Here is a 25,969-nt window from a genome sequence, read left to right on the forward strand (position 1 = left end):
AAATCATTTGATTCCGTCAAATGGAAACGGCGGGGATTTGAACTAATTGCTTATAAACCTAGTCATATCAACGTTTTCAAGCACTTCTAATTATTATTAGCCAGATTATAGCCAGACGTGTCAACACCGTATTATAAATCTCCATACAGGGAAACTAGCTTCTAACAATTCAGTTTGGGTTATTTGTTTAGAAAGAGGAAAAAAATACTTAGATTATATTCGATAAAGTAACCTTTCTATAGTGAGAATTAAAACTGAGCTATACGTAAAGTTTAAAAGGCTTTTTGCATAGCTCGCTATATTATAATTAGATTGAAGAACCAGTATTAAATAGCATGTTCTACTCCTTTAATAATTTTTAACTAAAAAAATAAAAATAATTTAGATGATAAAATATTTTGTCTAGTTGAGCTCTTCTATCGTTTCGGAAATTATCTGATTAACAAAATTATTAATTATAGTGTTATCTATAGTAAGTTTGTTATCCAATACAGACCTTAGTATCTCGGTTATAAAATCTTTATATTCACTTGAAAAATTCGAATTAAAAAGACCAGTTTCTATATTATTTTTTATTGCAATTAACTTTGTGTTTAAGAAATATAATTCATTTGAATCGTTTACTTTTATTGTATAAGAACTAATAACACTATAGGTCCAAAGTTGATATAAAATAGAAAGTAAATCATCGTTTATATTATTGTCTTGTTTAATTATATTAATTGAATCTAAATCAAGTAATTTTAATATTTCAAGATTTATTGGTATTGGTAGAAACGGATTAAATGTCATAGATTTATTTTCAGCAATATCATTTATTTTGTCGATAGCTACCCTGAAACTATTTGGTAAAATTTTATTGTTAGAATCGATAAAAGTAATGTTTATAAATGAAATATCTAAATTCTTAAATTGATTTAGAGTAATAATTAAATCCAAAAAGTTCATAGACTTAAATTCATTTATATGCATACAAATAGGTAGAACATTAAATATATCTTCTTGAAATATATCTTTAGGTGGTAGGACTTTTATTGAATGGTCAATATTAATAGACTTAATAATCCCTTTGATACTATTCAATAATAGATTCTTCTGATTTCTTTTCCATAATTCAATTTCATAGTTACTAAACTTCTTATTAAAATGTGTATTATTTATAAAATAATCAATATAAGTATACATTTTATTAAAAGCGTTTATTTCTAAAGTGTATAATTCCTCTAAATCAAAATAAGAGTAAGTATTAGAACATATTAATGTAAACTTTTGATGCATAATAGAAAGCTGATTTATAGAATATTTTAGATTAATTAACACTAGTTTGTGAGAAATATCCTTTAAAGTTAAAAGATCGATAAATGCATTTAAAAATATTTGAAAGTCATGATAATAACTTTCACTAATTTTATAATCATTACTTGAATTATTATGCTTTGAATTAAAGTCAGTTGAAGGAAAAATCATTTTTCTTAATGTTTGACTTTCAAAAGATTGTTTTAACTTAACAAATTCGTTTATTTCCTGTTGCCCAAGTTTTTTTCCCTTTATTCTTTTTGTAATAAATGAAATACATATTTCTATTAAATCTAAAATAATTTTTCTTAGTTTAATATAATGTTCTTGCCATTGATATATGGAATCAGCTTTGTACATTCCTTGTAATGTATTTAACCAGATTGAGGTCATATCTGTATTAAATTTTAATATCACATTTTCGTAAGGTATTTTTTTTGAAGAATCGTCGTGATATTCGTACTGGTTTAAAATATCAATTTCTAACTTTATTGTCTCAGTTATATATGTTTCGTAAATAGGTAAAAATCTACAAATCTCTTCTATTCGGTTTACACTGAGATTATTCGAATTATGTTGATCAAAGGGTGATAATAGATATTTTATTATTATATTATTATTTGCTTCTTTAAGTTCTAAAGAATCAGTTTGAATTTTTAAATAGGAAAATATTTCATCTTTATTTTTAGAAATAAATTCATTGAATTTTTGTATGGATGTTTTAGAATATAAAAACATTAATTTACTTAAGTCATGGAAACTCCAACTATCACGCTGTGTCCAAATTTGTTCAATATCTAAATAACATGTAAGGTTGAAATTTTTATCAATTCTGTATAACCAATATGATAAGTCCGAAAAGCTAGTTTTAATTCTTTTTAGCTTTTTATTATACAAATTTTCGTTTAAGTAATATGAAAAAATATAAGCATCCGTAGATGTAAGCTCTAGTTTGGGTGTTGATTTTAAAGTAGATTCAAATTTTATTACTCCTTCTGAAGATTTATCATTTCGCTTTAGAGTATCGAAAATATCTTCTAATGATTTTTGCATTGTTTTATCAGGAATTGGAAATAGCCCTGTTATAAAAAAGAATAAAACTCCTTTTGCATTTGCTTCATCAAATGCAAATTTATTATCAATGTAATATTGCAAAGTAGACCCAGAAAATAATCCTTTAATAATATTTGTCATAAATATATATGACTTTAAAGCAGCTTTATTTGCAAGGTTCTCATAAAATTCTTCTTTTAATTCTGATGATAAATAGGATGGAAGATATGAACAAAGTTTAGTTATATAAAAGTCATCTACTATTTGAATAAGACTTAATAAAGTATTACTATATGGAGTATTTTCAAATAGTATATTAACAATATGTTGAGACCTCACTTGATGAAGACCTTCAATATATTCAGTATCATTTTCAAATTTTAAATAATACTCATTTTCTAAGCTTTTAAAAGTAAAATTAATGTCAAGTATCTCGAAAGTATTACATAAAAATTCAGTCAATTCTTTCGTTTTAATTTTAATACCAAAAACGTCTGCTAAAGTTACGATTTTTAGTGTTTCAACTTTCAAATAATAATCCGACATCTTACTTAAATTATTCAATTGATTTTCTAAACGTTCTCTAATCATATGACCTTGAGTAATTAAATAAATAAACTCAATAAGTAACCTACTTTTATCAATTTTCTCCCACTCTATTTGCCAATTTTTAGTGTTCGGGTGAATTTTACCAATTGATTTTAATTGGTAGTAAATTTCTTTAGCTTCGTAAGGGGTTAATTCAGGCTTAATTAAATTTAATGAACCTATTTGGCTTTGATCTCCCGCATATTGATTCCAATCTTCTTCTCTAACAGTTATAACTATTTTATAATTTATAGAAATATCTTCTTTTAATTTAAACGCTAGTTTATTCCATTCTGCATGATCTTCATTTAAATTATCAATTAATATAAGTACTTGTTCTCCAACAGATATACGATTTTTAAAATATTGTACTAGATGCTTTATTTCTTTAGAATCCTTACACCAATCTATTCTATAAACAGTCATATCTTTATTTAAATTAAACATAGCTTGTAACGCTAGAGTAGATTTTCCTTGTCCACTAGAAGATTTAATAACAGTGATAGTATTATTAAATATCGATTGTCTTACTTGATTTTCAAGATCCAGTCTTCTAATCGGAATATTTGCTACAATATCATTTACCGTAACTCTTTTTCCTTCAAAGAAATTAGAGGAATAATCTGGAGAGGTCTTCTTAAAGTCAATCTTAGATATCCAATGTACTGCGGGATTTTTTTCTCCAAAATGAATGTCTTCTTTGATATTTTGAATTAACGTATTTAGTAAGTTGTCATTAATTTTTTCACGTTCCTTGGCAGCTTGAAAAATTGTGTAAAATAACCCGTTAAAAAAAAGGTTTATATTTGATGTATGAATTTCAAAACGCTTGATTATTAATTTTTCAATTTCATTTTCTAAAAACTCTTTATCGACTTTCTCAAACTTTAATTGTTTTATAAATTTATTAAAATCGAATTTATTCCAGTCCCAATTTAAATTTTCAATTTTAATTGTATCAATTATTTTTTTCCAATATTTAATATTTTCTTCATCAAGATTATTCTGAATTAATTTTTCCAAATTCCCTTTTGCTACATCAAAGTTATAAACTAATTTAAAAAATCTTACTTCATTATCCTTATCTAATAAATAAATTTCTAAGAAATTTTTTAAGACACTCTTCATAAAACTAGCATCTTGTTTATTAGTTGAATATTTTAATTGAGTATGATAAATAGTACCTTCTTTATTTTCTTCTACAAGATAACTATCAATATCTTCGATGCCTTCAAATCTAACATAATTCTCATTTTTTACATGGAGTAAGGTTAGATATAAGGAATATAATAATTGATAGGAATATCCCATCATTGCTATTTGTCCGCCAGTTCTTGAAGACTCAATTCTCTTTATTGAATTTTGAGATTGTTTTTTCATTTTATCTCCTTATAAATATAATATAGGTAACAATTTTATGATAATAACTGCTCATAAATAGGATTCAATAACTATATTAATTTTAACATAAAATCCAAATTACACTAAATTATTAAACAAATAAGTCGATGTCTTAAAGACAATTTAATAGAATTCATGCATATAAATATAATAGTTAGAAAACGCGAAATATAATCGCTTTATCTAAAACAAAAAGTCTTTTATACCAAAGAGATTTTAAGTACAGACATGAAAAAAAGCATTCTTTCAACGGCACTCGATCTGTTGAATATTTCAAAGGACCACGCTATTGGCAAATAAAAAGTACCATTGCTTAGTACATACTAGGCAATGGTATTTTTCTTTTCACTGAAGAAATTTCTCCTATTTACAAGGCAGCTTGCTTCACTAAGCTTTCTAAATAATCTAGCTTGTACTTAGGTGGAATCGTAATCGGATTTATTCCATGCTCATTGAACAGCTTCAGATATTTTCGATATGTGCTATCTGAACAATGTTTAACAGGTGTATCTAAGTTTCCTTTAGAAACATATTTTGCTAATTTTTTCATTTCTGATTTTTCTCTAATTGATAAATCCATTGCAGCAATCATTGCCTCTAACATAGGATAAGAATAAAAATCACCAGTAGGGCAAATGTTCAAAATATACTTGTTCATATAGTTGGTGTATTTTTCTTTTTTAAAATAGTCTTTTAAAAACCGTAGCTCTCCTTTTTTATATTTTTTGTACTTCAAATGATCTTTTTTAACACACACCTCAAACCTCATCATCCCTCTTTCCCACATTTCAATATGTTCATTTTTATCTCTCCGCTCTTGTTCCTTATCATAGAAGATAGTATGAATGCTTTTACATTGATGATATTGTGAAGTAAAATAAATCTTTTTTTCCAAGTGAGCCTTTTTCTTATTTAACTTCCTGAATAATTCAAAGTAAATGTTCCTAATATTTTCATCGGAAACCTCAATATCAAATCGATAATCAACTCTACTAAGATTATGTTGCTCGAATAATTGCTCGTCCCCATAAACGATGCTCAATGCTCCTTTAATATAACGCTCAACTTGCTCATAATCACTTTCTACTACATTCCCTTTATTTAAAATCAAAGGAATATCAATTACCATCTTACAAGATGCATTAAAGTTATTTGAGTATTCCACACTACTAATCCCTTTCATCATATACCTGTGTAAAATTTGGTTTATCGGTTCTTTGCCATAGTGATCCTTTCTAAAATTTATATGTTCGTAATCTAGTTGTATTAAAAATTCTGCTGTATGAATCATATTTTCTCTCCTCTTTTGAAGCGGAGATTTTCTATTTAACGTAGTTATATCAACGCATTGCCGTTTCTTACTTACGCCATATTCCCCGCTTATTTACGTCTCTTAACTGCTTATATTTCAAGTGACGTTTCATTCTACAAAGTTCCGAGAGAAACTATTCAATAAATATTTTCCACACTATGTTTGTCAATTAAAAAATGCTATAAATGACAATGCAGATTTGCATAAAAATACGAATATTTATGCTTTACATGGGGGAATATGATGAAACACTTAGCCAGATAAGCTTTATAATAGTATTCTCCAATTCAAATTAACGACTAGAGGTATGAATAATATTGCAAGAAACAGTATACTCCATTGCCATTTATGACATAAACTGAATGCCAAATTCATTTACACCAAATTTATTTAAAATGTTACTTAGCTAACATTTTAAGAGTGGAAAACGGAGGGTTTGAAGAAGATAAGCAAAAAAAATCCTACACCATTTACGATGTAGGATAGGAATTTAATATAGTTTGTTAATAGGATTTTCTGACCGCTAATCTCGCTGGAATTTACATAGGCTGAATAGATTGAATTTAACTCCATTTCCCCTCTCGTTGGCTGACTGGTTCAGAAATCTTTTTTATTACTACAATTTTAAAATACTAATAAATTTATATTTATTCAAAATCATAAACTGTTTCTAAAGGGTTTAATACTTCATAAATCTCATTGTATAGATTATCACGATTTGATACTTCATTAAAATATATCATTGAGACTATAGGTTTAAATTCATTAGCACTACGAGAAATCCCAATTCCTGTTAATATCTCATCACTCGGTATGTTATAAACAGTTTCAAAATCTGGATTATGTACTTTTAACTTAATTTCACTACTTAGTGATTTCTCCTTAAAGTAATCTGTCAAAGCTAGTACTAATCCATCTTGGCTCCCCTCATCACCATCAATAATAACCAGTAGATCTTTTTTTAATGTTTTAAATACTTCAACAAAAAAAGGCATATAGACTTTTCCATGTGGAGTATAAAACTCGGTTGAACTCTCAAATCTATTTTTAATTGAATTAAAAGCCAAAATTTCTGATTTCCCTTCAACTAATATAATAAATTTATTAAATAAGCATCTATAAAACTCATCGTTATACAGTGTTTGAGTAACTAAAGCTTGAAAAAACAGTTCATTTTCATAAGCATTTAATTTTGTTTTTATATTATTTCTAATAGTATAGTTTCTGTTTTCAAAACTTAAAGTCTTACGAGCTGTATCTTCCATAATACTTCTCAATCTTTCTAATGTTAAATTAATAGTTTCTACACCTGTTATTGTTCGATTTAAAATACACAAGTCTTTTATATTAACATTAATTTCTGAAAGCAAACGGACACTATGTGTAGCAATACGAATTTTTATATCTGCATTCGCTAATTCTCTAAATAAACGACAAACTAATTTAATATGATCCTCATCTAAAAAATTCTCTGGTTCATCAAAACATATATAATTCAAATTATTTAAATTGTACTCGGATAATATCGTTAAAATATTGGTAAATTTCTCTTGACCTTTAGATGGCTTCTCATTCATGAATTTGTTTTTCTCAACTAAGTTACTTAGTAATTTAATAAATGCATTTAATTTAGGAGAAATTGCTTCGGTTTCAGCATTTTTAGAATTAGTACTACCTCGTTCTAATTCGTTATTGTAAATGTATTTATAAGCAGCAAAATCAAGTCTAACCTTCATTTTACTTTGGTTAAACTGTGGTTGACCTTCTTCGTTTATATATAAGGCAGCTGGATTATCTTTAAATATTTTTTTTAATGCTGTAGTTTTCCCAGAACCATTAGGACCAACGTATATTTTAAGATCCATTATTCCTCCCTCAATTCCTTATTAACTGCATAACAATATTTTAAATATAAATTAATGATTGATGCATTTGTAAGTTCATCTATATAAGCTTTATCTCTAATTTTTGTTAACGCTATAACTTCAGCTGATTGTTGATTGAATCTATCTAACCTAATCTTAGAAATTTCTTCAATCATATTAATAAATTCTCCAAATTCCACCAAATCGTTAGGATACGTAAAACTTAAATTTCGATCAGTTGAAATATTGAAGTATCGCTCTCTAAATAAGCTTGCTAATAATTTATCTGGTTCCAAATACTTTTCCCAACCCCAAGATGCATTTAATTGCATTTCAAACATAGCTTTACTAATAATATCATTAAGGTCATACAAAACTTTTTGATTATATATGTCGATTTTATCTTTAATTTTATCAGGGAGTTTATTATATTCTGCTTCAAAAAAGACAATTTTATCAGGGAAATAATCTACTAATATTGATTTAGTAATATCCTGTCTATCAATAATTTCTATCCCATAAAAATAGTAACTCTCCATTAAAGCTTCGTATGCTTCTTTCGAAAAAACTACAAATCCTTCATCAGTATCTCCATTGTAATTTTTAGGATTATGATTTCGTAAGATATGATTATTTAAATCTATTACTTTAATAGCTCTTTCTTTCCTATTCTCTTTTATAAACGGTACTTTTATACTCCCTAATATCATTATATCTCCGGAAGATGTAGATACGTCTATAAATGCACTCTCGTTATTCTGATAATCTAACTGTTCAAAAGTGTTAGTTTTATTCCTATATTCAAACTCAATAACCAATTCATATACCGTAGTCCATTCAGAATCTTCATGGACTACATAATCTGCAAGGAATTTTTTACTAACTTTAAGATATTCATCTGAACCTTTTTTTTCATACTGAATTACATTTTGTACTTCATTTTGTTGCATGCCTGATATATAAATAGCATCAACATATTTTAAATCCTTAACCCCCAATTCAGAATAATTTTCATTCGAAGTCAAATTAGGATTAATTTCATAAACGCTGGTTTCCTTAAAGTTTCTATACACAATTAAATTATGAACAAATATTTTATAAAGATCTAAAGAATTATAAATATCTTCATCTTGATTTAAATAAAATTGCAGATTCCCTTTTAACCAAGTCTTATTAATATCTAATGCTTTATGTTTTAACACTACTTTTAAATAGAAATCACTTTCTTCAGTACCAATGAAACTACCTTCACTTATTAAAGCAGGCAAATATGATGAAGTATCATTTTCGTAGACACTTTTTATATACTCTACTAATTCTTCAATAGTTCTTTTCTGTTTAATTTCTGTTAGAAAACTCCCCATTTCGAACAGCTCCTTAAAATTATTTTATAAATCCACATTAGTAAGCTAATATCTAATGTTTTGTTTATTCAACTTTAATTTCTCCCTATACTCTGCTTCGAGATCATCTTCAATATCACATTTTAATGTCCATGAATCCTTTAAAAGAATTCTTTTATAACCGCATTTTGGACATTTATATTTATATCTTCCAAAATAGGTTCTTGTATTTTGCATCTTTCTGTAATCATTTTTACAATATGGACCTTCCACTTTACCTACATTGATATCCAATATCTCATCCGTATAATTATTTCTACGTTTTGGATTCGCATAGACTTTCCACTTAAATCCATAAGATTCTCCCTCAAACTCTAATTCATAATGTCCTCCAAAACCTATAACCATAGGAAATGGAGTTTGTAAATTAAATATTTGCTTTCTAATAAACCAGCGAATTATTATTATAAAGATCAAAAATAGCATCCAATAGAATAAAAACTTATAGTCAAGAATTAAATTAACAAGTCCGGTTAGATTAATAGCTTTATCAAATAATATAATGTTAACAGCATATGTTGTTAAAAATGTAGCTGATAAAGAAGCTAGCACTCCAATAGTAAAATCTTTGATGTTCCTGTTCATTAATAACACCTTACCTCCAATTATTTATATAGAAAATGAAATTTATCAATTTATTAAAATAAACAGTATTTTAAATAGCCATCGACTTTTTCAGTGTCCTCAATCATCAATAACGTTATTTTTTAATAAGACAATAATTTCTCTCTCAACGCTTCATCACTCGCATAAATATAAAGCCCTTTAATGCCTCGCTTCATTAAAATATTGATTGAGTTAAGTACGATTTTCTCTTTTGCTTCATTTACATTGATAATGCCTTCTGTGCCTGTATAAGCACCTTTGTCCATATACTTATTCGTATCAATAACGATCTCATCTTTAGTAGCATCGTATTGAACAGAAGGCCCCAGCACGACACCAACGTAATTTAAATCAAAACCTTGGATTGTATAAATGGAGCCAGCTTCATGAATTGTTTCAGGCTTCTCAGCCCAAGTGTATTTCGTACTTGTTGTGTTCCAAGGCATCTTGTATTCGCCATTTGATTCGTTCACATAATATGTGCCACTATCTTTTTTATGTAGATAATCAAATGTTGAAACGACACGGCTTAATCCAAATTGATGATTTTGAGCCTTTATTTTTTCGTGCATAGCTTTCATCGTTTCAAATACTTTAAATTCATAGTTCTCATCATGAGGTAGTGGCAGCACTTGCTTACGTTTAAATGCATTAATCCAATTAATTACCTCATCATTTGCCTGCATACGGAACTGGTTTGATAACTGATATTCCTCCTGGTATGTGCTCAACTTTTTTAGTTGCTCTAATGTAGCAGCCCCCCATAGGCTTTTCAACTTAAGTACTTGATCTTGGTCATAAATAATAACGACTACTTTTGCCAGCTTTAAAAGTTCCTCAAGATGATTATTTCCATTAAAATTATTATAAGTATCTGGCTTTGTTAACAATAAATGAGCTTCATCTACAAAAATAATGTCCGCTTTTTTCTGCTCTTTTTGAAGTGTGTTTACTAATGGTGTTGGCTTCGCAAAGTTTTTCCCCTTTAGATGCTTTACCTGCTTCGCAATTCCTTTATAGGTCTTAAACATTTCCTCGTGGTTTACAACTAAATAGTTTTCTGTCTTATACAGTGGTGAAGATGCTTCTTCAGCTCGTTCCTGTATCGTGTTAAAAATCGAACTTAAAACAACGCTTTTTCCTACACCAGCTTCACCTTCTATTACTAAAAGGCTGCCATATTCAGTTGTAGATGCTTGTACTTGTTTCTCACAAAATTCAAGTACTTTTTCTTTTAATTCGAGTTGTTCTAAGGATAATTCTTTGAAAGGAGATAATTTAAAAATATCTTTGTTTTCAATCGTATGAAGCTCATGATTAACAAGCTTTTGTTCATATAATTTCTGCCATAGTTCTTTAAATAATTGTTGATCGTAGTACGATTTGTTGTAATAGTTGTGCGTAAAATCACTAGCCGTCTTACTTTTGTTTTGCAGTGTATATTTTTCATCACCAAGGAAGTAATTTATAAGCTTCGTTTCTAAATGAAATGTTGCGGATCGATTAAATTCATCATGCTTGATGAGATTGATTTGATCAATATTTTTACGAGCTTTTAAGTGTGCTTTCATGCGATTTTTAAAATATACCGTTTCACCAATGTAAGCCTCTTTGTTGCCGTTCAGCACATAAATGACTGGGTAATTTAAATATTGTTCTGTGTTGCTTATTTGATTAATACTATCTTGCTTAAACGGTAAAGATAGGATTTCGATTGCTGTCATTTTTTCACCTACTAATGATTTTTCCTAGTAAAACAAGTATTCAAACCTTTCAAGGAAATAATTTCCATGAAATGTATATAAAGTCACTATGAATCCAATTACTACTTTAATAATAACAAAGCAGCAATAGGAATATCTACCAGATAAAAAACTTCTGAAATAGTCATATATGCCCTTTCTACTTTTATCTGCTCGTTTAGCTTTATTACAAGAATTTGCGGCTACCAGCTCTTTTACATTTATCAATTGTGATTACGGAGAATTAGTCTTCACCCAAAATATCCAAATAATTTAAAACTGTAACGTATCTATCACTATAGAGATTAACAAACTTCAATAGCACTATTCCCCTTCCGTGTAAATGATTTGTTAGGGGGATATTGCCGAAGCAATTATGCCATTCACCCCTTGGTACTAAAGGATTTCCAATAAAAAAATGAAATATTTTTTTCAACTTTTTTTCGGAATTTTTTTATCTTTTTTTCGGATTTTAAGCTCTAATTATGCTAAAATCCTTGGAGGAATCAAATAATAGTTTTTTTTGTCGAATCCTTCCATCGCTAATTAACCCATTTTTACCGGAATAATTATTCAATAGTTTCCCTAGTCATTTCCTTCCAACAATCATCCCTCTATTTTTATAAATGTAGCTTGAATATTCAAGAAACCTCTATGGTTTTTTGATATAAGTTGTATAAATGTTATATAACTTTTGCATTATTTTGCTCTGTATGAGCTTTTTCATTGGAAGAATCTAATTGTAGTTTTTTCGGTCATTCTCTTCCTCTTAAATTTCCTTCAAACTTATATAACAGTTGTATATAAGTTATATAAGTGTTGTATAAATGTTATATAACTTATGTCCTTTTTCATATAAATGCGGCACCAATATCCAAGAAGCACCCTATGACTTTTCGATATAAGTTATATACATGTTGTATAAATGTTATATAACTTATATCACTTTCCATATAAATGTGGCAGTAATATACGAGAAGCACCCTATGCTTTTTCGATATAAGTTGTATAAATGTTATATAACTATTTGGCAGTATAAAATCAAAACACTATTAATTAAATGGAAATTGGTATTTAAACCTTAAATGTAGCTGCTGGTTCAAGGTTCTTATATCCCCTATTCGTTTGAAATTATTGGCTTTTAATTTAGTTGCCTTTATGACTGGAACGCCCTATTTGCGTCTAAAATGTGACAACTGTGTACAACAAATTCCTATATGTGTGTACGCACTCGTTTCCTCCTTCGAACTAGAGGCAGGTATTGCTGTACATACGTCCGTGCGTAAACCTACCCTGTTACCGTATTACTACAAGCGAGCTTTACAGATTGCTCTCGCTCCATGGCTGCTTATAAAACATTTCGTTTACTAGCACGTACCATGAAATATCAAAACACTCTTAATTAAAAAACACATTTAAACCTCAGGTGTGGCTGCTGATCTGAATCCTCTTATACCCCCTATTCATTTGTAATTATTGACTTTTAATTTAGTTGGCTTTACGATTGGAACTCCCTATTTGTGTCTAAAATGGGACAACTGTGTACAACAAATTCCTATATGTGTGCACGCACTCGTTTTTCCCTTCGAACTAGAGGCAGGTATTGTTGTACATGCGTCCGTGCGTAAACCTACCTATTGTCGTATTACTACAAGCGAGCTTTACGGATTACTCTCGCTCCGAGCACACTTATGCCATTTCGTTTAATAGCACGTGTCATGGAAAACCAAAACACTGTCAATTAAAAAGAAAAGGCATTTAGACCTCAAATGTATCTGCTGATCCGAATGCACTTTTAGCCCTTAATTATTTGAAATTATTGTCTTTAAATTGAGTGGACTTAACGGCAAAAGTAGTATGCGTGCTGTAAATGTTACTACTGTGCAAAGTTGGTACGGTGTATGTTGCCCTGCTGTTTCACCATAATTCCTTCCTAACTTATAGTTTTTCGTTTTATAGTAGCTAGCCAGTGGAGGCTGTGTTCTAAACTTTATATTTCTCATCCATAATAAAAAATGGTAGTACAGACCATGCATTGATCCGTACTACCATTTTTAATATGTTTTTTCTACAATTTCAATTTTTTATTTGGTTCGGAAATATAAATGACAAACATTTAAGACCGTAATCATATGTCGCTCAAATGAACTTTGAGGCAGATATGAGGAAAATTCCAGCAAAATATCCTGAAGTAACAAAATACTATCGTGATCTTTACAATAGTATTGTTACAAATAACAACATAAATAAGTAGATTGAGGGCTGTATTGGGAAAGTTTTAATTTCCTAGTGCAGCCTTTTTTCGATGTATGGTATCGAACATCTTTTTGTATAGAAGATGAAATTAATTCAAATGTTCAGAAGTATACAATTTTATTTCTCTTAACTTTAGTATTTGTCCGACTTAGAAGGCTTATAAATAGCTGATTCTATGTATCCGACACTTTTTTTGAATATTCGTTTCTGCAAGTGTGTAGAGTGTCGTATTAATGCTTCAGAAGGCTACATACTTCATAATCACTGATTTGGTATGTCCAACACTTTTTTTGAATTATCTTTTCTGCAAGTGTATAGAGTGTCGTATTAATACTTCAGCAGGCTACATACTTCATAACCACCGATTTATGTGTCCGACACTTTTTTGAGAATTATCTTTTCTGCAAGTGTATAGAGTATCTTATTAACACTTTAGCAACCTTCATTGCTTAATAACACTTACTACCTATTACGGAGGAACAAACGAATGGAACATACTATTGAAAAATCAATCGAAGAAAAAATGGAAAACTTAATTCAACAAAGCCTTGAGACAATCCTTGAAAAAAACATTGAATCATTCCTTGAAAAGAAGCTTGATTCATACCTTGGAAAAAAGCTTGGATTTACTCTAGATAAAAACCTTGAACAAATCTTTGAAAAAAAACTTGATGAAACAATTGGACAGCAAAATGAACATACAGCTAAAGAGTGGCTGAACGTTCAGGAAACTTGCGACTATATCGGAATTTCCTATAAAAGCTTACAAAAACTTATTGACCAAGGGCTTAAAGGTAATTCAATTGGTCGCAGCAAGCGATTTTCCAAAACGGAAATCAATCACTTTTTAAAAAATGTACAAGCATAAAAAATAATGGAAAACACAAAAGGAGATCATTCTAATGACAACAATGGACAAAGCAGTTAAAGAATATATGAAAAGAGGCGTTCCTCATTATATGGTGAAAATGTATGGGGGTATCGATCCTTATACGAAAAAGCAAATCGATATTACAAAGCGTGGTTTTAAAACAAAAACTGAAGCAAAAGCTTTTTATGCTCAAAAGCAGGCGGAAATGCTACAACGAAATGATACTGACAATCCAAACCTTACATTTGAGCAATTCTATCATTCTTACTATGAAAAATACCTTCAAAATTGTTCCCTCGAAAAAAGTACTTTAGGGAAAATTAAAGGTATTTTCAAAAACCACATCCTACCTTTTTACGGAGATTTAAAGCTTAAAAATATTTCTTACCAAGATACTTTGCAGTCTTTTGAATTATGGAAAGAAAAATTACAAAAACCGTCAAAGGTAGCAATCGAACTAAATAAATGCTTAGAACAAGCTGTCTATAACGATTTCATTCCGAAAAATCCCGTTAAACTTGATGGTTTACGATTATGGGAAAAAAAAGAAGAAAAAAAGAGAGATAATGCACAAGATGATAAACTGTTATATATATCAGATGAAATAGATGTATTTATTCAAAAGCTGAAAACAACAGATGATATTTCAAAAATCGCAATTTTTCTCGTGTTTGTAAATTTAGGTTTACGCAAAGGGGAACTTCTTGCACTTCAATGGCAAGACATTGATTTTCAAAATAAAAAAATCCGTATTCATCAAGCAGTTGGTATGGACGAATCGAATAAGCCTTATATTAAAAGTACTAAGAATCTTCGTGAAAGAACGCTAGATATTGATGAGGAAACTTTCCAAGCATTATTAAAATGGCAGGAACTTCAAGAAGAGCAATTAAAATGGCAAAATCTTGAGCATCAAGGTGATAAGCAGTTTATCTTCCCAAACAATAAAAATACTTTTTATATTAGCAGCAAGTTAAATACCTGGTTAAAAAAGTTCCAAACTCAACACGGACTAAAACTTGTTTCAGTTCACGGCTTACGTCACAGTTGTGCTACCCGCATCTACTATCAAACAAAAGATATAAAATTCATTCAACATTTCTTAGGTCACACAGACATAACAACAACGACAGATACGTATATTCATTGTATTCCTGAACTAAGTAGTCTATTAGTAAAACGATTTAACCGTACTGCATAAATGATCATTAGTTGTATCTCAATTCGTGCCAAAGTACATTTGTATTTTGGCACTTGTTCTTCTCTATCTTTAAGCAGATATTCGCAGTAAGTAAAGAAATACTTAAAACTATCCCTTTTATTTATATATTAATTATAAAAAAGGCTTGGAAGAAACCTTATTAGATAAGGCTCTACCAGGCTTTTTATATTTTTATTAATTATCCCCACTCAATCGTCGCTGGTGGCTTAGACGTAATGTCATACAGCACACAGTTCACATGTTTTACTTCGTTTATGATGCGTACTGAGAATTTTCCTAGTACGCCCCAAGGGATACGTGCCCAGTCGGAAGTCATCCCGTCGATAGATGTTACGGCACGGATATTTGGGAAGAGGAGATTTTACAAGAGTATCAAACGTTGTAATAATTATTTCATATTAAATTTCTATGAAATAGACTATATAAATTCAACATCTCGTACTATCAAAAATTCTTGCAAATCAACTAAACTTACCTTCTCAATAATTTTCACTTTTACTCTTTGATTATTACTGATAATTTCATCAATACTATTTTTGACTTTTTGTAGTTCTACTATACCATCAACTAAAATCACCATTCGAACTTTATATACCCCTTCAACATCAACTTCATTTCTTAGCATTTTCAATGTCTTATTTAATGTAGATTTTGAATTAATTAATTTAAACTCAAAATTTATGTTGTCGATGCTCATATCAAATAATTGTAAAGAATTATTTAAGTTTAAATACCTTTTATCAATATTATTAACTCTAGAAGTTGTATAAATCATTACTTCTTCAAATATCCTTGCTTTAAAATAGTTCAAATCTTCTTCAAATGTTAATAATGTTTTTCTATCTTCTTCATTTAATTCTTCACCATGTGCTATACTATTCCGCACTTTAGATATTCTTGAAAATTCTTTATTAATGTGTTCTGATAAAACTTTTTCCTTCGTTAAAATATTTAATATCCTACTTATAGAATTAGTCTTATTATAGGTTCCTTTAATAAGATATTCTTGCAATTGACTAAAAATGCTCTTTAACCAATTTTCGAACTTAATAAACTCATCTAAATATGAATAATAATCGTTGTCTAATTTCTCAATCTTAGCAAGATTTGCCCACATATATTCTGGTTTTTGATTATCTTTATTGTATAAATGAGGATTCTCTATATCAATTGTTACTACTTCTTTTAACAGTCCATTGTTAACCATCTTTTTTATTATAGATTGGACATTCCTTTTTATGTGACTAAAGTAAGCTGATGCAAATTCATCTTCAATAAAATTTTTATCTTCTAAAATCTCCTCAATACCAAATGACACATGCTGCTTTCTTTTCATGATAGATATTGTGTTATATAAATTTGATATAAGGAAATCTTTAACTCCTTCATCTAATACATAGTCTTTACTACTCTCAATTTCATCTTCTACCATATATAGTATCCTTGCTAAATTTGCATTAGTATTTCTTACTAAGTTATTTCCATTTATTTCTATAAAAGTTTTACCATCACTATCAAATTGGATGTCATTCCTTACTAAAGATATAAATTTTCTAAATATCCTATTTGACAATAATATTTTTTCATCTAGATAGTCCTGTATTAACAATTCCTCGTCAACAACTTTTGGTTCAATAGCTATCATTTTTAAATATTTTTCAAACCCATTTCTATCAAGTAAAGGTATATGAATATTTCTAGAAAAAATACTAGATAAAATATTGTTATCAAAAATATCCGCCATTAAATATTTATATAACATCTTCTGACCAAATATTAATAGAAAATTAGACTTTCCCTTTAACATTAAAGGCTTTAATTCTGAAATCAAATTATTTATATCTTCATCTTTTTCAATTTTATCCAATTCATCAATTATAAATACGATTTCTATTCCCTTATCATGTAAATCATCGATTATTCTAGCTAACTGAAACTCTGCAATTTCATCATCATAGAATGTTTTTCTATTCATTTCTTTAGTATTGGCATTTAATTTATTTTTTCTATATTCGAAAGAAAATAAGAAAAATACTAGAATTAATAAAGGAATTAAGATTTTTAAACCTACACTCCCTTCTTTTATATATTTAATTAGAGCTGTACTACCTATCAATAGAGTAGAAATCCTAATTAATAATCTCTGAAAGGTTGCACTAAATAAAAATGATTTAATAGATTCTATAGTTTCTATATCACTTTCTTTAATTTCAACATCTTCAAATGTCCTTTGATATGTTAACTTTAATTCAGATAATAATGTAGGATTACTCTTTAAGATTTTGAATGTTTTTTCATTCTCAGTGACCTTCCAGTATATTTCTCTTAGCAAACTTCTTACCACATTAGAATAAGAACTATATTTCCCTACATTTATATGTATAAAAACTTTATAATTGTTAGTGCCATTTACCACAAATTGATTAGACTTTTCATGCAAAAAACCACAAAAGAAGCGACCTTTTTTACTTTTTTCATTAATATTAATTTTATCTAACTCTAAATTCACTTTATTTACCAAAGTCTTCATAAATGAAGTTTTTCCTACACCTCTATATCCTGATACGAGATAAGTAGTTGGGTTTCCAAGCAAAATTTCACTTCTTAGTCTTTTAAATTTAGGTATTTCGAATATATCTGCATTGTCTATCGGAGCATCAGAAATTTTCTTTATATCAATATATACTTTCATGTATTTTCACCTCAACCTTTTTACAATTATAAACATTTATTTTATATAGAACCATATAATTCGTTTCGAATCGATATTTTATTTCTACTGTGTGAATAAATATCCCCCTACCCATTTCACACTATCTCCCCCTATAAAAATGTGGAAATACTACCCCACCTTTCTCCATATAAAATATATAGCTGCTCCTTTAACATGAATCAAAAAGCCTTACTAACACTAGCCTTTCTGTCTTACAGCCTCGCTAAATCATTTATTTTTACTAACGTTAACCGCACATTCAAGTATTTCTATACTTTACTCGAATTAAAAAACTTGACCGAATTATTTAATTACAAAAAACACAGAATCACTTGTAAGAATTTTTTTATTATCTATAGAAACTCTAATTCAATCCTTTATTTTTGTTCATTTATTATTTTATAAACAGTAGCCCTACCAATCCCATACTCCTTTGCAATATTAGTAGCACTTTCTTCCGCATCAAATAATGCTCGTACATGCTTTTTTGTTTTTTCATCAATCGCTGGTCTTCCACCAATTCTGCCTCGTTTTCTTGCAGCTTCCAAGCCCGCTTTTGTTCTTTGTTGGATAATATCACGCTCAAACTCTGCAAATACAGCTAACATTCCAAACATAGCTTTTCCAGTAGGTGTTGAAGTATCAAATGAATCATGGACCGATACGAAATCTACTGCCTTTTCTTTTAATTGGTCTGTTAGCTCATACAATTCTTTTGTACTTCGTGCTAAACGGTCCAGTTTATATACAACGAACAAGTCACCTTTTGTAGCTGCTTTCATTGCATTGATTAATTCCGTTCACTCATTCTTACGACTCGACACTTTCTCTACATATAAAACAAGATCTAATCCTTTTTGGTCTGCATAATTTTGAATTGCTCGTTCCTGCATATCTAAATTCTGTTCTTCAGTACTTACACGACAATAACCAATAATTCTACTCAACACTAAACCCTCTTTTCTATAAACTTATATGTTATATATACTTTTAATTATAGACGTGTTTATAGACGTTTATTTCGTAATTGATATGTGAGCCATATCGCAACCGAAATACTAGATTATTCTGGTAGATAAGATCATCGAGACAGCATGTTTACTGGTAGGCTTTACACGGATTCTTTGCGGGCATAATTCACGTTTAAAAGGCATAGTAAAAATGTTACTTAACATACATTTTACTAGAGATAAATCAAACAAAATTAATAATTCAAATTAAACCGTATAGAGAAAATTCAAAAATCATGCTATAATTTGGTGTGAATTGATTATAAATAAGACTGTTTAGTGGTGGTACACCAAGCAATCTTAGCAATAAGCAGAATCGATTCAAAGGCGATTAGCGAGTAAAAAGTAAAAAAATAAACCACTACTCAGCTTTGGGGGCGAGGGCGGTTTATTTTTTTTAGTAATAGCAAATGACAATGCAATTACAGATACGATAAGTGTTGAAAAGCGTATAGCCATCATCATTGCTTCGCCCTTACCAACAGCTTACACCTCGCGATTCTACAATACTAATGTCCGAACGATTTATACACATGTAAAATGAAGAGGGAAAGAGATAGCCATTATGTAATCATAAAAAAAGCTTACCAATCTTATATGACCAATAAGCATGAGATGAATTCAGATGGATAAGTTTGTTTTTAAAGTTAATTCCCGATTCAACTGAGAGCCATTTAGTCAACGACCTCAAATTGCATCGTTTCAAAATTTAGCTCCATTGGAATGTAATGCGATACGATCATCATTAATGGGAATGCCAGCGTCACTGTATACGCATATACATGTATGAATTGTAGCGGATCAACCTGTGCATATGTTACCATCACCCAATGAGCGAGCACATATGGAACATAGAAAACGATAAAAAAGTAGGCTAAGCATCTAGCGGTTTGTTGCATACTCGAATAAAAACCTGATGCAATATATAATAATATGTCTCTTGTTTCTTCTTTTATAATACAATCACCTCCATAATATCTAATGTTTCCTCTATTATATTATAAAAGTGGTGTACTGCGATATTCTCTAATACACCATCAGACATGTTTTTAATTGTTTAGAAAGTAACTTTATACTATAGCTTAAACAGTAGCATACACCCTTCGTATTTATTCATGTATTAAATCCCCCATACCCATTTTGTGCAAAAAAAAGAGATGCAAAATATGCATCTACTCTATTTTTCGCCAATCAATGATCTCAATCGTTGCATTTGAAAACTGATTGTACAAGATTAACCAATTGCCAGTAATATTTAGTTGAATCAATATTTCACCGTTAATATTTTCTCGAAATACAAGAACAATAATAGAGAGTTCTTTATTTTCGGAACGCTCTATTACCCCAGCCTTCACCATGTAGTCATTAAAATGGCATTTTACGTATTGTTTTTCATCTAGCTGAGCGTCAAGTAGCGTTCGAATCGTCTGAGCTACATGCTTGTACAGGTTATGTGTATTGAAATCGTCTTGTAATGCTACTGCTAAATCGTGCTTAATTTGCTGTGCTTGCAAAGAATCGCTCCTTTCATAGTGTGTTCGTATCGTCAATCTACATGCTTTGAATCGCGATATTCAATTGGTAGGTAAATAAACTAGATTGTCGAATAAATTAAACGTTCTCCACAGGACAAATACGAAAAGAGGTTTTTTAATCTTTTTATTTTACCTGGGGTACAGACAAAAAACGAGAAAATTGTACATATATTTACTACCGACCGACATTAGAAAAAATAAAATACAGAAAATCCATTGGAACAAACGTTCTTTTTTTGATATATTAAAAGTGCTTTATAGGCGATTAGCGAGGAAAGTAAATCATTATTCAGCTTTGGGTGCGAGGGCGGTTTACTTTTTTTAGTGAAAGTGACTACGGATGTTCTATCATCTGTAGTTTTTTTGCTTATTTTAAATCGAAGTCATGAGTGCTGCGGTTTTTCTGTGTTTATTTTTTGAATGGATTAATTGCAAAATGTCCTCAAATGTCGCTTTGAATTAATTTAAATACACACAAAGAACTTTTTAAGTAATTTCTAATTTTTAAGCTTACTAAATGAGCTATTTTCGTTCAAGCAGAGCAATCACCTTATCAATTTTCTTAATCGTGTTATCAAATCCAAAATTAGTTACTTTGGTGTGAGGCTGTGTAGATTTTCTCTTTATAGTACGTTTCAAGCCCATGTTTGACCCTCCTGTATAGCTTTTTCATTAAAATTCTCCTTTAAGACAAGGTTGGTTCAATTTTAACATTAAATAACGCTCTGAGATGCTCCGAAAAATCATTTTAAAGAATCATGTAATAACACATTTTACTAGGGCTAAATCATACATTATTGAGAGCAACATAATTAATAAATCAATTCAAAGTATATTGAGTAAATTCAAAAATCACGCTATATTTCGGTGTGAAGAGATTATAAATAAGACTGTTTAGTGGTGGTACACCAAACAATCTTAGCAATAAGCAGAATCGATCCAAAGGCGATTCGCGAATAAAAAGTAAAAAATAAACCACTACTCAACTTTGGGGGCGAGGGCGGTTTATTTTTTTGTAAAAGCAAATGACAATGCAATTACAGATACGATAAGTGTTGAAAATCGTATAGCTATCATCATTGCTTCGCCCTTACCAACAACAATACACCTCACGATTCTACAATACTAATGTCCCAACAATGGGTAAAATTTTAATAAAAGGAGTTATTACAATGAACAAAATCGAAGATTTTTGGCAAAATTATTGTGAAATAGAAGGTTTGGAAAACATTCGTTATACGGAAACACTACAATTTGGAGAGAAAGCAAATTTGCTTACAAGTTTAGTAATGAATGAAATAAAAATAGCAACATGCTTAAGCTATCCATTATATGAAATTGAGGGGAATCCACTACCTAAAATGGGCGATTATCAAATTGCATTGAACAATCACAATGAGCCAGTTGCAATTTTAAAATCCTATGCCATCGATATTTATCCGTTTAACGAGGTACCATTAGACTTTGCACTAGCGGAAGGCGAAGGTACATATGAGGAATGGAAAGAAGTACATGTGGCATTCTTTAGCCGCATTTTGCCTCAGTATAACTTGGAGTTTACGGAAGATATGCTGACAGTTTGTACTCGGTTTGAGAAGGTTTATCCAAAATAATTAAAACATGCACCACCTAATCCAGTCCAATCCCGTTCCAAAAGTATCTGGGAACGTTATTTAAATACTATAAAGCACTCAATAATTCCAAACGAATGTGTAGCAAAAATTTTACAACTAACTAACCAGAATACTTATTTTTAGTAATCGGATAATGGTAAATTTCAATATCTGAATCAATGAAACCTCTCCGTTTCGCTCCACGTAGTGTGTGATACATATTCTCTCTACCAACAGGGTTATCCGTATGAAGATATATTTTATTTGCCCGTAAACCTTTTTCACAAATATATTTTACTAAGTCATAACCCGTTGGCAATAGATTGCCTTGTAGATCTTCTCCTAAATCATGGTCAAGAGAAAGTATATCTACTTCGTGATTTTCAAGTAAGTGAACTGCTTCTTGAAACGTTCTTGCCACGATAAAACCACTCGGACAATCTCTTAAATCATCCACATAGAGATTTATCTTTCGTATACCCATAATGATCACATCCTTAATGCATCGTTTGTTTCAATTGTGTAGTGTAATAAAAGATTTTGCAAACATTCAACCACTAATTACAAATAGCCTTTTGCTACCACCATTATTTCTCCATTAAATGCTCCCAAAATAAAGAAAGTTTATTTATTGGGAAACCATTTTTTATAAGCTATACTTACAATATAGTTAATCTCAGCATTAACTGTACCCCTAGTTTCCCTGTATGGTTCTAGGAGGCATTTCAATGAAAGACCCTATTAAATCATATACAAAAAAAGATGGAAAAACCTACTACATGTTTAAACTTTATTTAGGAATAGATAGCCAAACAGGCAAACAAATTCACGTTACTAGACGCGGCTTTCTAACAAAAAAAGAGGCTAGTCTCACTTTAGCTCAATTAAGAGTCGAAGTTAGTAAAGGGGAATATAAGAAGCCTATAACTGAAACATACGAGGATCTATATAATGTCTGGATTCAACACTATGAAAGAACTGTCGAAGAAAGCACCTTTGTCAAAACACTAGGAATTTTCAGGAATCATATTCTACCTGCATTAGGTCACTACCGAATTGAGAAATTGAGTGTAGCAATCTGCCAAGGCTTTGTTGATGACTGTTCCTTGAAACTAAAAAGATTTCGAATGGTTAAAACTTACGCTTCTAAAGTAATTGATTTCGCTATTAAGCGTGAGTACATCAGTTCAAATCCATTCAAGCTAGTGGATCTACCTAAAATCAAAGCTTCTGCTGTATTAGATACCGAGGTCAAATACTATTCAAAAGAGCAGCTAATTAACTTTCTTCAATGCTTAAAGCAATATGGTAACGCTCAAATAACCGCATTTTTCTACCTGCTTGCTTTTTCAGGTATCCGTAAAGGTGAGGCACTTGCATTAACCTGGGCGGATTTAAATTTCGCTACAAAGGAACTGCTCATTACAAAAGCTCTTTCAAGAGGTAAAAATAACAAGCTTTATATCAAATCAACGAAAACCGATACGATACGTCAGCTTTTAATCGATGATGAAACATGCAGCATCTTATCTGAATGGAAAAAGATTCAGCAAGTTAAATTTCCAAAAACGAATGACAAAAGCCAATTAATGTTTACAAACGAACAAAACGGCTTATTGCAACAAACGGTTCCCAGAAAATGGCTCATGAAAATCATCGATACTTACGGCTTGCCCTATACACATGTTCACTCATTTCGTCATGTGCATTGCTCTTTACTTTTCGAAGCAGGTGCAAGTGTCAAAGAAGTACAAGAACGATTAGGTCACACAGATGTGCAAACAACGCTCAACATTTATACGCACCTATCAAAGCGTGCAAAAAACGATACAATTAATAAGTTTGTGACGTACTTAAACTCATAAACTTGACCCAAAAGTGACCAGTTTTTTAGCCAGTTTCCGCTGAAAAGCCTAGAAAACTCAGTACAACAAAAATAGAAAAAACCCTTGATATACAAGGGTTTTGATCACTCTAGACAACTCTAGAAAATTCAATTATGGAGACGGCGGGAGTCGAACCCGCGTCCAGAAACTCCAATACTTCAGCTTCTACGCGTGTAGTTTGCCTATTTACAATTCACGTAACATTATGCCGACAAACAGGCGTCCTGTACGCTAACCTGGAAATCTCTTGTCGGTGACTCAGGTGGCACCATCGACCGTATCCCACTAAAGTTGGGCCCCACGTTCTCTACATGGGCGATAGAGAGGCAGAGCGCTTACGAGCTTACGCTGCGAAAGCTAAGTTTTGTTGTTTGCCAGTTATTATATAACTTCCGTTGATGACGGAGCCGAGACCTCCGACGCGCGACCAAAGCTTGAACCATCCCTGTCGAATCCGTAACGTCCCCTTGAATATGAATCGAAGTATGTCGCCTCGTTCAAGTAAAGGAGCTAGAATTTCTTCTAGTACGGTGGGAGCTAAAAGTACGCTTCCATGTAATCTGGCATTCAGTAATACTTATTATAAAACAAATCTAGCTATAGTTCAAGTGTCCTGGCATAGTAGAAAAAATTGAGCTAGCTCTCCTTATTTCATCATCTTCTATCTTAAAATCTCTTATGCGCAAAATCCTCGGATGCAGTGTTCAATCCGTCAATTCTGCCTTTCTTTCCATCACTTTGCATGTTCTTTCCGTCGTTGCCGCCTTTCTTTCCGTCACTCTGCATGTTCTTTCCGTCGTTGCCGCCGTTCTTTCCGTCGGTTCTGCCTTTCTTTCCGTCACTTTGCAAATTCTATCCGTCGATTGCGCCTTACTTTCCGTCACTTTGCAAACTCAATCCGTCGATTACGCCTTACTTTCCGTCACTTTGCAAATTCTATCCGCCGGTTCTTCCTTCCTATCCTTCTCCGTCCCAAGCCCTGCCAAATAGCAAAAAGCTCACCATCTAAATATAGTGAGCTTTCTAACAATCTAGTACTATTGATTTTTAGATTTGAAGGCGCGTTCCATATCGCGTTTCGCTTCTTTTTTGCGCATGTCGTTACGTTTGTCGTAATCTTTTTTACCTTTGCCGACGCCGATTAATAGTTTGGCATAGCCGTCTTTAATGTACATTTTTAACGGGACAATTGTGTAGCCGTCACGTTTTACGGCACCGACTAGCTCGCCGATTTGCTTTTTATGAAGCAGTAATTTACGGGCGCGCAGTGGATCGTGGTTAAAGCGGTTGCCTTGTTCGAATGAGCTGACATGCATATTGTTGATCCATGCTTCACCGTTGCGGATTTGTACATAGGATTCTTTTAGTTGGACCCTTCCTGCACGGATGGATTTAATTTCTGTGCCTGTGAGCACCATGCCCGCTTCGATTGTGTCTTCAATGAAGTAGTCGTGCCCGGCTTTTTTGTTTTGTGCTAATACTTTCCCAGTACCTTTTGCCATATAAATTCACCTCTACTTAAAGGTAGAGCAAGGTCAATCAACCTGCTCTTATTGATAAAGTGAAAGCACCTGTTTTCTAATGGTGCCTTCACCTA

Annotated in this window: 17 protein-coding genes, 1 other RNA gene and 2 pseudogenes; 4 read left to right on the top strand and 16 right to left on the bottom strand. The window is 30.7% G+C overall.

Annotation, left to right across the window (positions count from 1 at the left end; all coding sequences use genetic code 11):
* Window positions 1–402 precede the first annotated feature (402 nt).
* The 6 genes from MWJ95_RS17425 to MWJ95_RS17450 all read right to left on the bottom strand — a co-directional run bounded on the left by MWJ95_RS17425 (window position 403) and on the right by MWJ95_RS17450 (window position 11,248).
* On the bottom strand, window positions 403–4,317 hold the full coding sequence (locus tag MWJ95_RS17425; RefSeq protein ID WP_249106830.1) for a P-loop NTPase: 3,915 nt from the start codon (window positions 4,315–4,317) through the stop codon (window positions 403–405).
* Between the two features lie 388 nt (window positions 4,318–4,705).
* Window positions 4,706–5,629: a hypothetical protein gene (locus tag MWJ95_RS17430; protein ID WP_249106831.1), complete on the bottom strand. Its 924-nt coding sequence runs from the start codon at window positions 5,627–5,629 to the stop codon at window positions 4,706–4,708.
* 668 nt (window positions 5,630–6,297) lie between these two features.
* Window positions 6,298–7,515 carry a TOPRIM nucleotidyl transferase/hydrolase domain-containing protein gene (locus MWJ95_RS17435; RefSeq protein ID WP_249106832.1) on the bottom strand — a complete coding sequence of 406 codons (1,218 nt, stop codon included), beginning with the start codon at window positions 7,513–7,515 and terminating at the stop codon, window positions 6,298–6,300.
* Window positions 7,515–8,879, bottom strand: coding sequence for a hypothetical protein (locus MWJ95_RS17440; protein ID WP_249106833.1), 1,365 nt, complete (start codon window positions 8,877–8,879; stop codon window positions 7,515–7,517). Before MWJ95_RS17440 ends, MWJ95_RS17435 begins: the two co-directional genes overlap by 1 nt.
* 45 nt (window positions 8,880–8,924) lie before the next feature.
* Window positions 8,925–9,503, bottom strand: coding sequence for a hypothetical protein (locus MWJ95_RS17445; RefSeq protein ID WP_249106860.1), 579 nt, complete (start codon window positions 9,501–9,503; stop codon window positions 8,925–8,927).
* Window positions 9,504–9,625: 122 nt separating this feature from the next.
* Window positions 9,626–11,248 (bottom strand): DUF2075 domain-containing protein, encoded by a 1,623-nt coding sequence (locus MWJ95_RS17450; RefSeq protein WP_249106834.1) that lies wholly within the window; start codon window positions 11,246–11,248, stop codon window positions 9,626–9,628.
* A 2,761-nt stretch (window positions 11,249–14,009) separates the two neighbouring features.
* Between MWJ95_RS17450 and MWJ95_RS17455 the strand changes: the two genes are divergently transcribed.
* Together MWJ95_RS17455 and MWJ95_RS17460 are read left to right on the top strand one after the other, a co-directional pair.
* Window positions 14,010–14,390, top strand: coding sequence for a helix-turn-helix domain-containing protein (locus tag MWJ95_RS17455; protein ID WP_249106835.1), 381 nt, complete (start codon window positions 14,010–14,012; stop codon window positions 14,388–14,390).
* A gap of 34 nt (window positions 14,391–14,424) precedes the next feature.
* Window positions 14,425–15,594 (top strand): tyrosine-type recombinase/integrase, encoded by a 1,170-nt coding sequence (locus MWJ95_RS17460; RefSeq protein ID WP_249106836.1) that lies wholly within the window; start codon window positions 14,425–14,427, stop codon window positions 15,592–15,594.
* 199 nt (window positions 15,595–15,793) lie between these two features.
* Here the strand turns inward: MWJ95_RS17460 and MWJ95_RS17465 are convergent.
* From MWJ95_RS17465 to MWJ95_RS24535, 7 genes and pseudogenes are all read right to left on the bottom strand, one after another.
* Window positions 15,794–15,958 (bottom strand): annotated as a pseudogene (locus MWJ95_RS17465) (GMP synthase (glutamine-hydrolyzing)); the annotation flags it as partial.
* A gap of 75 nt (window positions 15,959–16,033) precedes the next feature.
* Window positions 16,034–18,307: a P-loop NTPase fold protein gene (locus MWJ95_RS17470; RefSeq protein ID WP_249106837.1), complete on the bottom strand. Its 2,274-nt coding sequence runs from the start codon at window positions 18,305–18,307 to the stop codon at window positions 16,034–16,036.
* Between the two features lie 398 nt (window positions 18,308–18,705).
* The gene (locus MWJ95_RS24645; protein WP_481817360.1) at window positions 18,706–18,936 is read right to left on the bottom strand and encodes a helix-turn-helix domain-containing protein; all 231 of its coding nucleotides are present in this window, start codon (window positions 18,934–18,936) and stop codon (window positions 18,706–18,708) included.
* Window positions 18,910–19,221: pseudogene (locus MWJ95_RS17475) on the bottom strand (recombinase family protein); the annotation flags it as partial. The gene MWJ95_RS24645 and the pseudogene MWJ95_RS17475, both read right to left, overlap by 27 nt.
* Window positions 19,222–20,012: 791 nt before the next feature.
* Window positions 20,013–20,237: a hypothetical protein gene (locus tag MWJ95_RS17480; RefSeq protein ID WP_036221088.1), complete on the bottom strand. Its 225-nt coding sequence runs from the start codon at window positions 20,235–20,237 to the stop codon at window positions 20,013–20,015.
* A gap of 273 nt (window positions 20,238–20,510) precedes the next feature.
* A complete protein-coding gene (locus MWJ95_RS17485; RefSeq protein WP_249106838.1) occupies window positions 20,511–20,852 on the bottom strand; it encodes a hypothetical protein in 342 nt (113 codons plus the stop codon).
* A 543-nt stretch (window positions 20,853–21,395) separates the two neighbouring features.
* Window positions 21,396–21,518 carry a hypothetical protein gene (locus MWJ95_RS24535; RefSeq protein ID WP_283175773.1) on the bottom strand — a complete coding sequence of 41 codons (123 nt, stop codon included), beginning with the start codon at window positions 21,516–21,518 and terminating at the stop codon, window positions 21,396–21,398.
* 527 nt (window positions 21,519–22,045) lie between these two features.
* Here MWJ95_RS24535 and MWJ95_RS17490 point away from each other — a divergent pair.
* Window positions 22,046–22,486, top strand: a complete 441-nt coding sequence (locus MWJ95_RS17490) for an ASCH domain-containing protein (protein ID WP_249106839.1) — start codon at window positions 22,046–22,048, stop codon at window positions 22,484–22,486.
* Between the two features lie 121 nt (window positions 22,487–22,607).
* Here the strand turns inward: MWJ95_RS17490 and MWJ95_RS17495 are convergent, their stop codons facing one another.
* Window positions 22,608–22,970 (bottom strand): cyclic-phosphate processing receiver domain-containing protein, encoded by a 363-nt coding sequence (locus MWJ95_RS17495; RefSeq protein ID WP_249106840.1) that lies wholly within the window; start codon window positions 22,968–22,970, stop codon window positions 22,608–22,610.
* A 244-nt stretch (window positions 22,971–23,214) separates the two neighbouring features.
* Between MWJ95_RS17495 and MWJ95_RS17500 the strand changes: the two genes are divergently transcribed.
* A complete protein-coding gene (locus MWJ95_RS17500) occupies window positions 23,215–24,351 on the top strand; it encodes a site-specific integrase (protein ID WP_249106841.1) in 1,137 nt (378 codons plus the stop codon).
* A 132-nt stretch (window positions 24,352–24,483) separates the two neighbouring features.
* Here MWJ95_RS17500 and ssrA read toward each other — a convergent pair.
* Together ssrA and smpB are read right to left on the bottom strand one after the other, a co-directional pair.
* Window positions 24,484–24,839: a transfer-messenger RNA gene (ssrA, locus tag MWJ95_RS17505) on the bottom strand.
* Window positions 24,840–25,409: 570 nt separating this feature from the next.
* Window positions 25,410–25,874, bottom strand: coding sequence for an SsrA-binding protein SmpB (smpB, locus tag MWJ95_RS17510; RefSeq protein WP_249074983.1), 465 nt, complete (start codon window positions 25,872–25,874; stop codon window positions 25,410–25,412).
* Window positions 25,875–25,969: the final 95 nt, after the last annotated feature.

Origin of the sequence: Lysinibacillus sp. Bpr_S20, assembly GCF_023337835.1 — a bacterium.
In the GTDB taxonomy this organism is placed as follows: Bacteria; Bacillota; Bacilli; order Bacillales_A; family Planococcaceae; genus Lysinibacillus.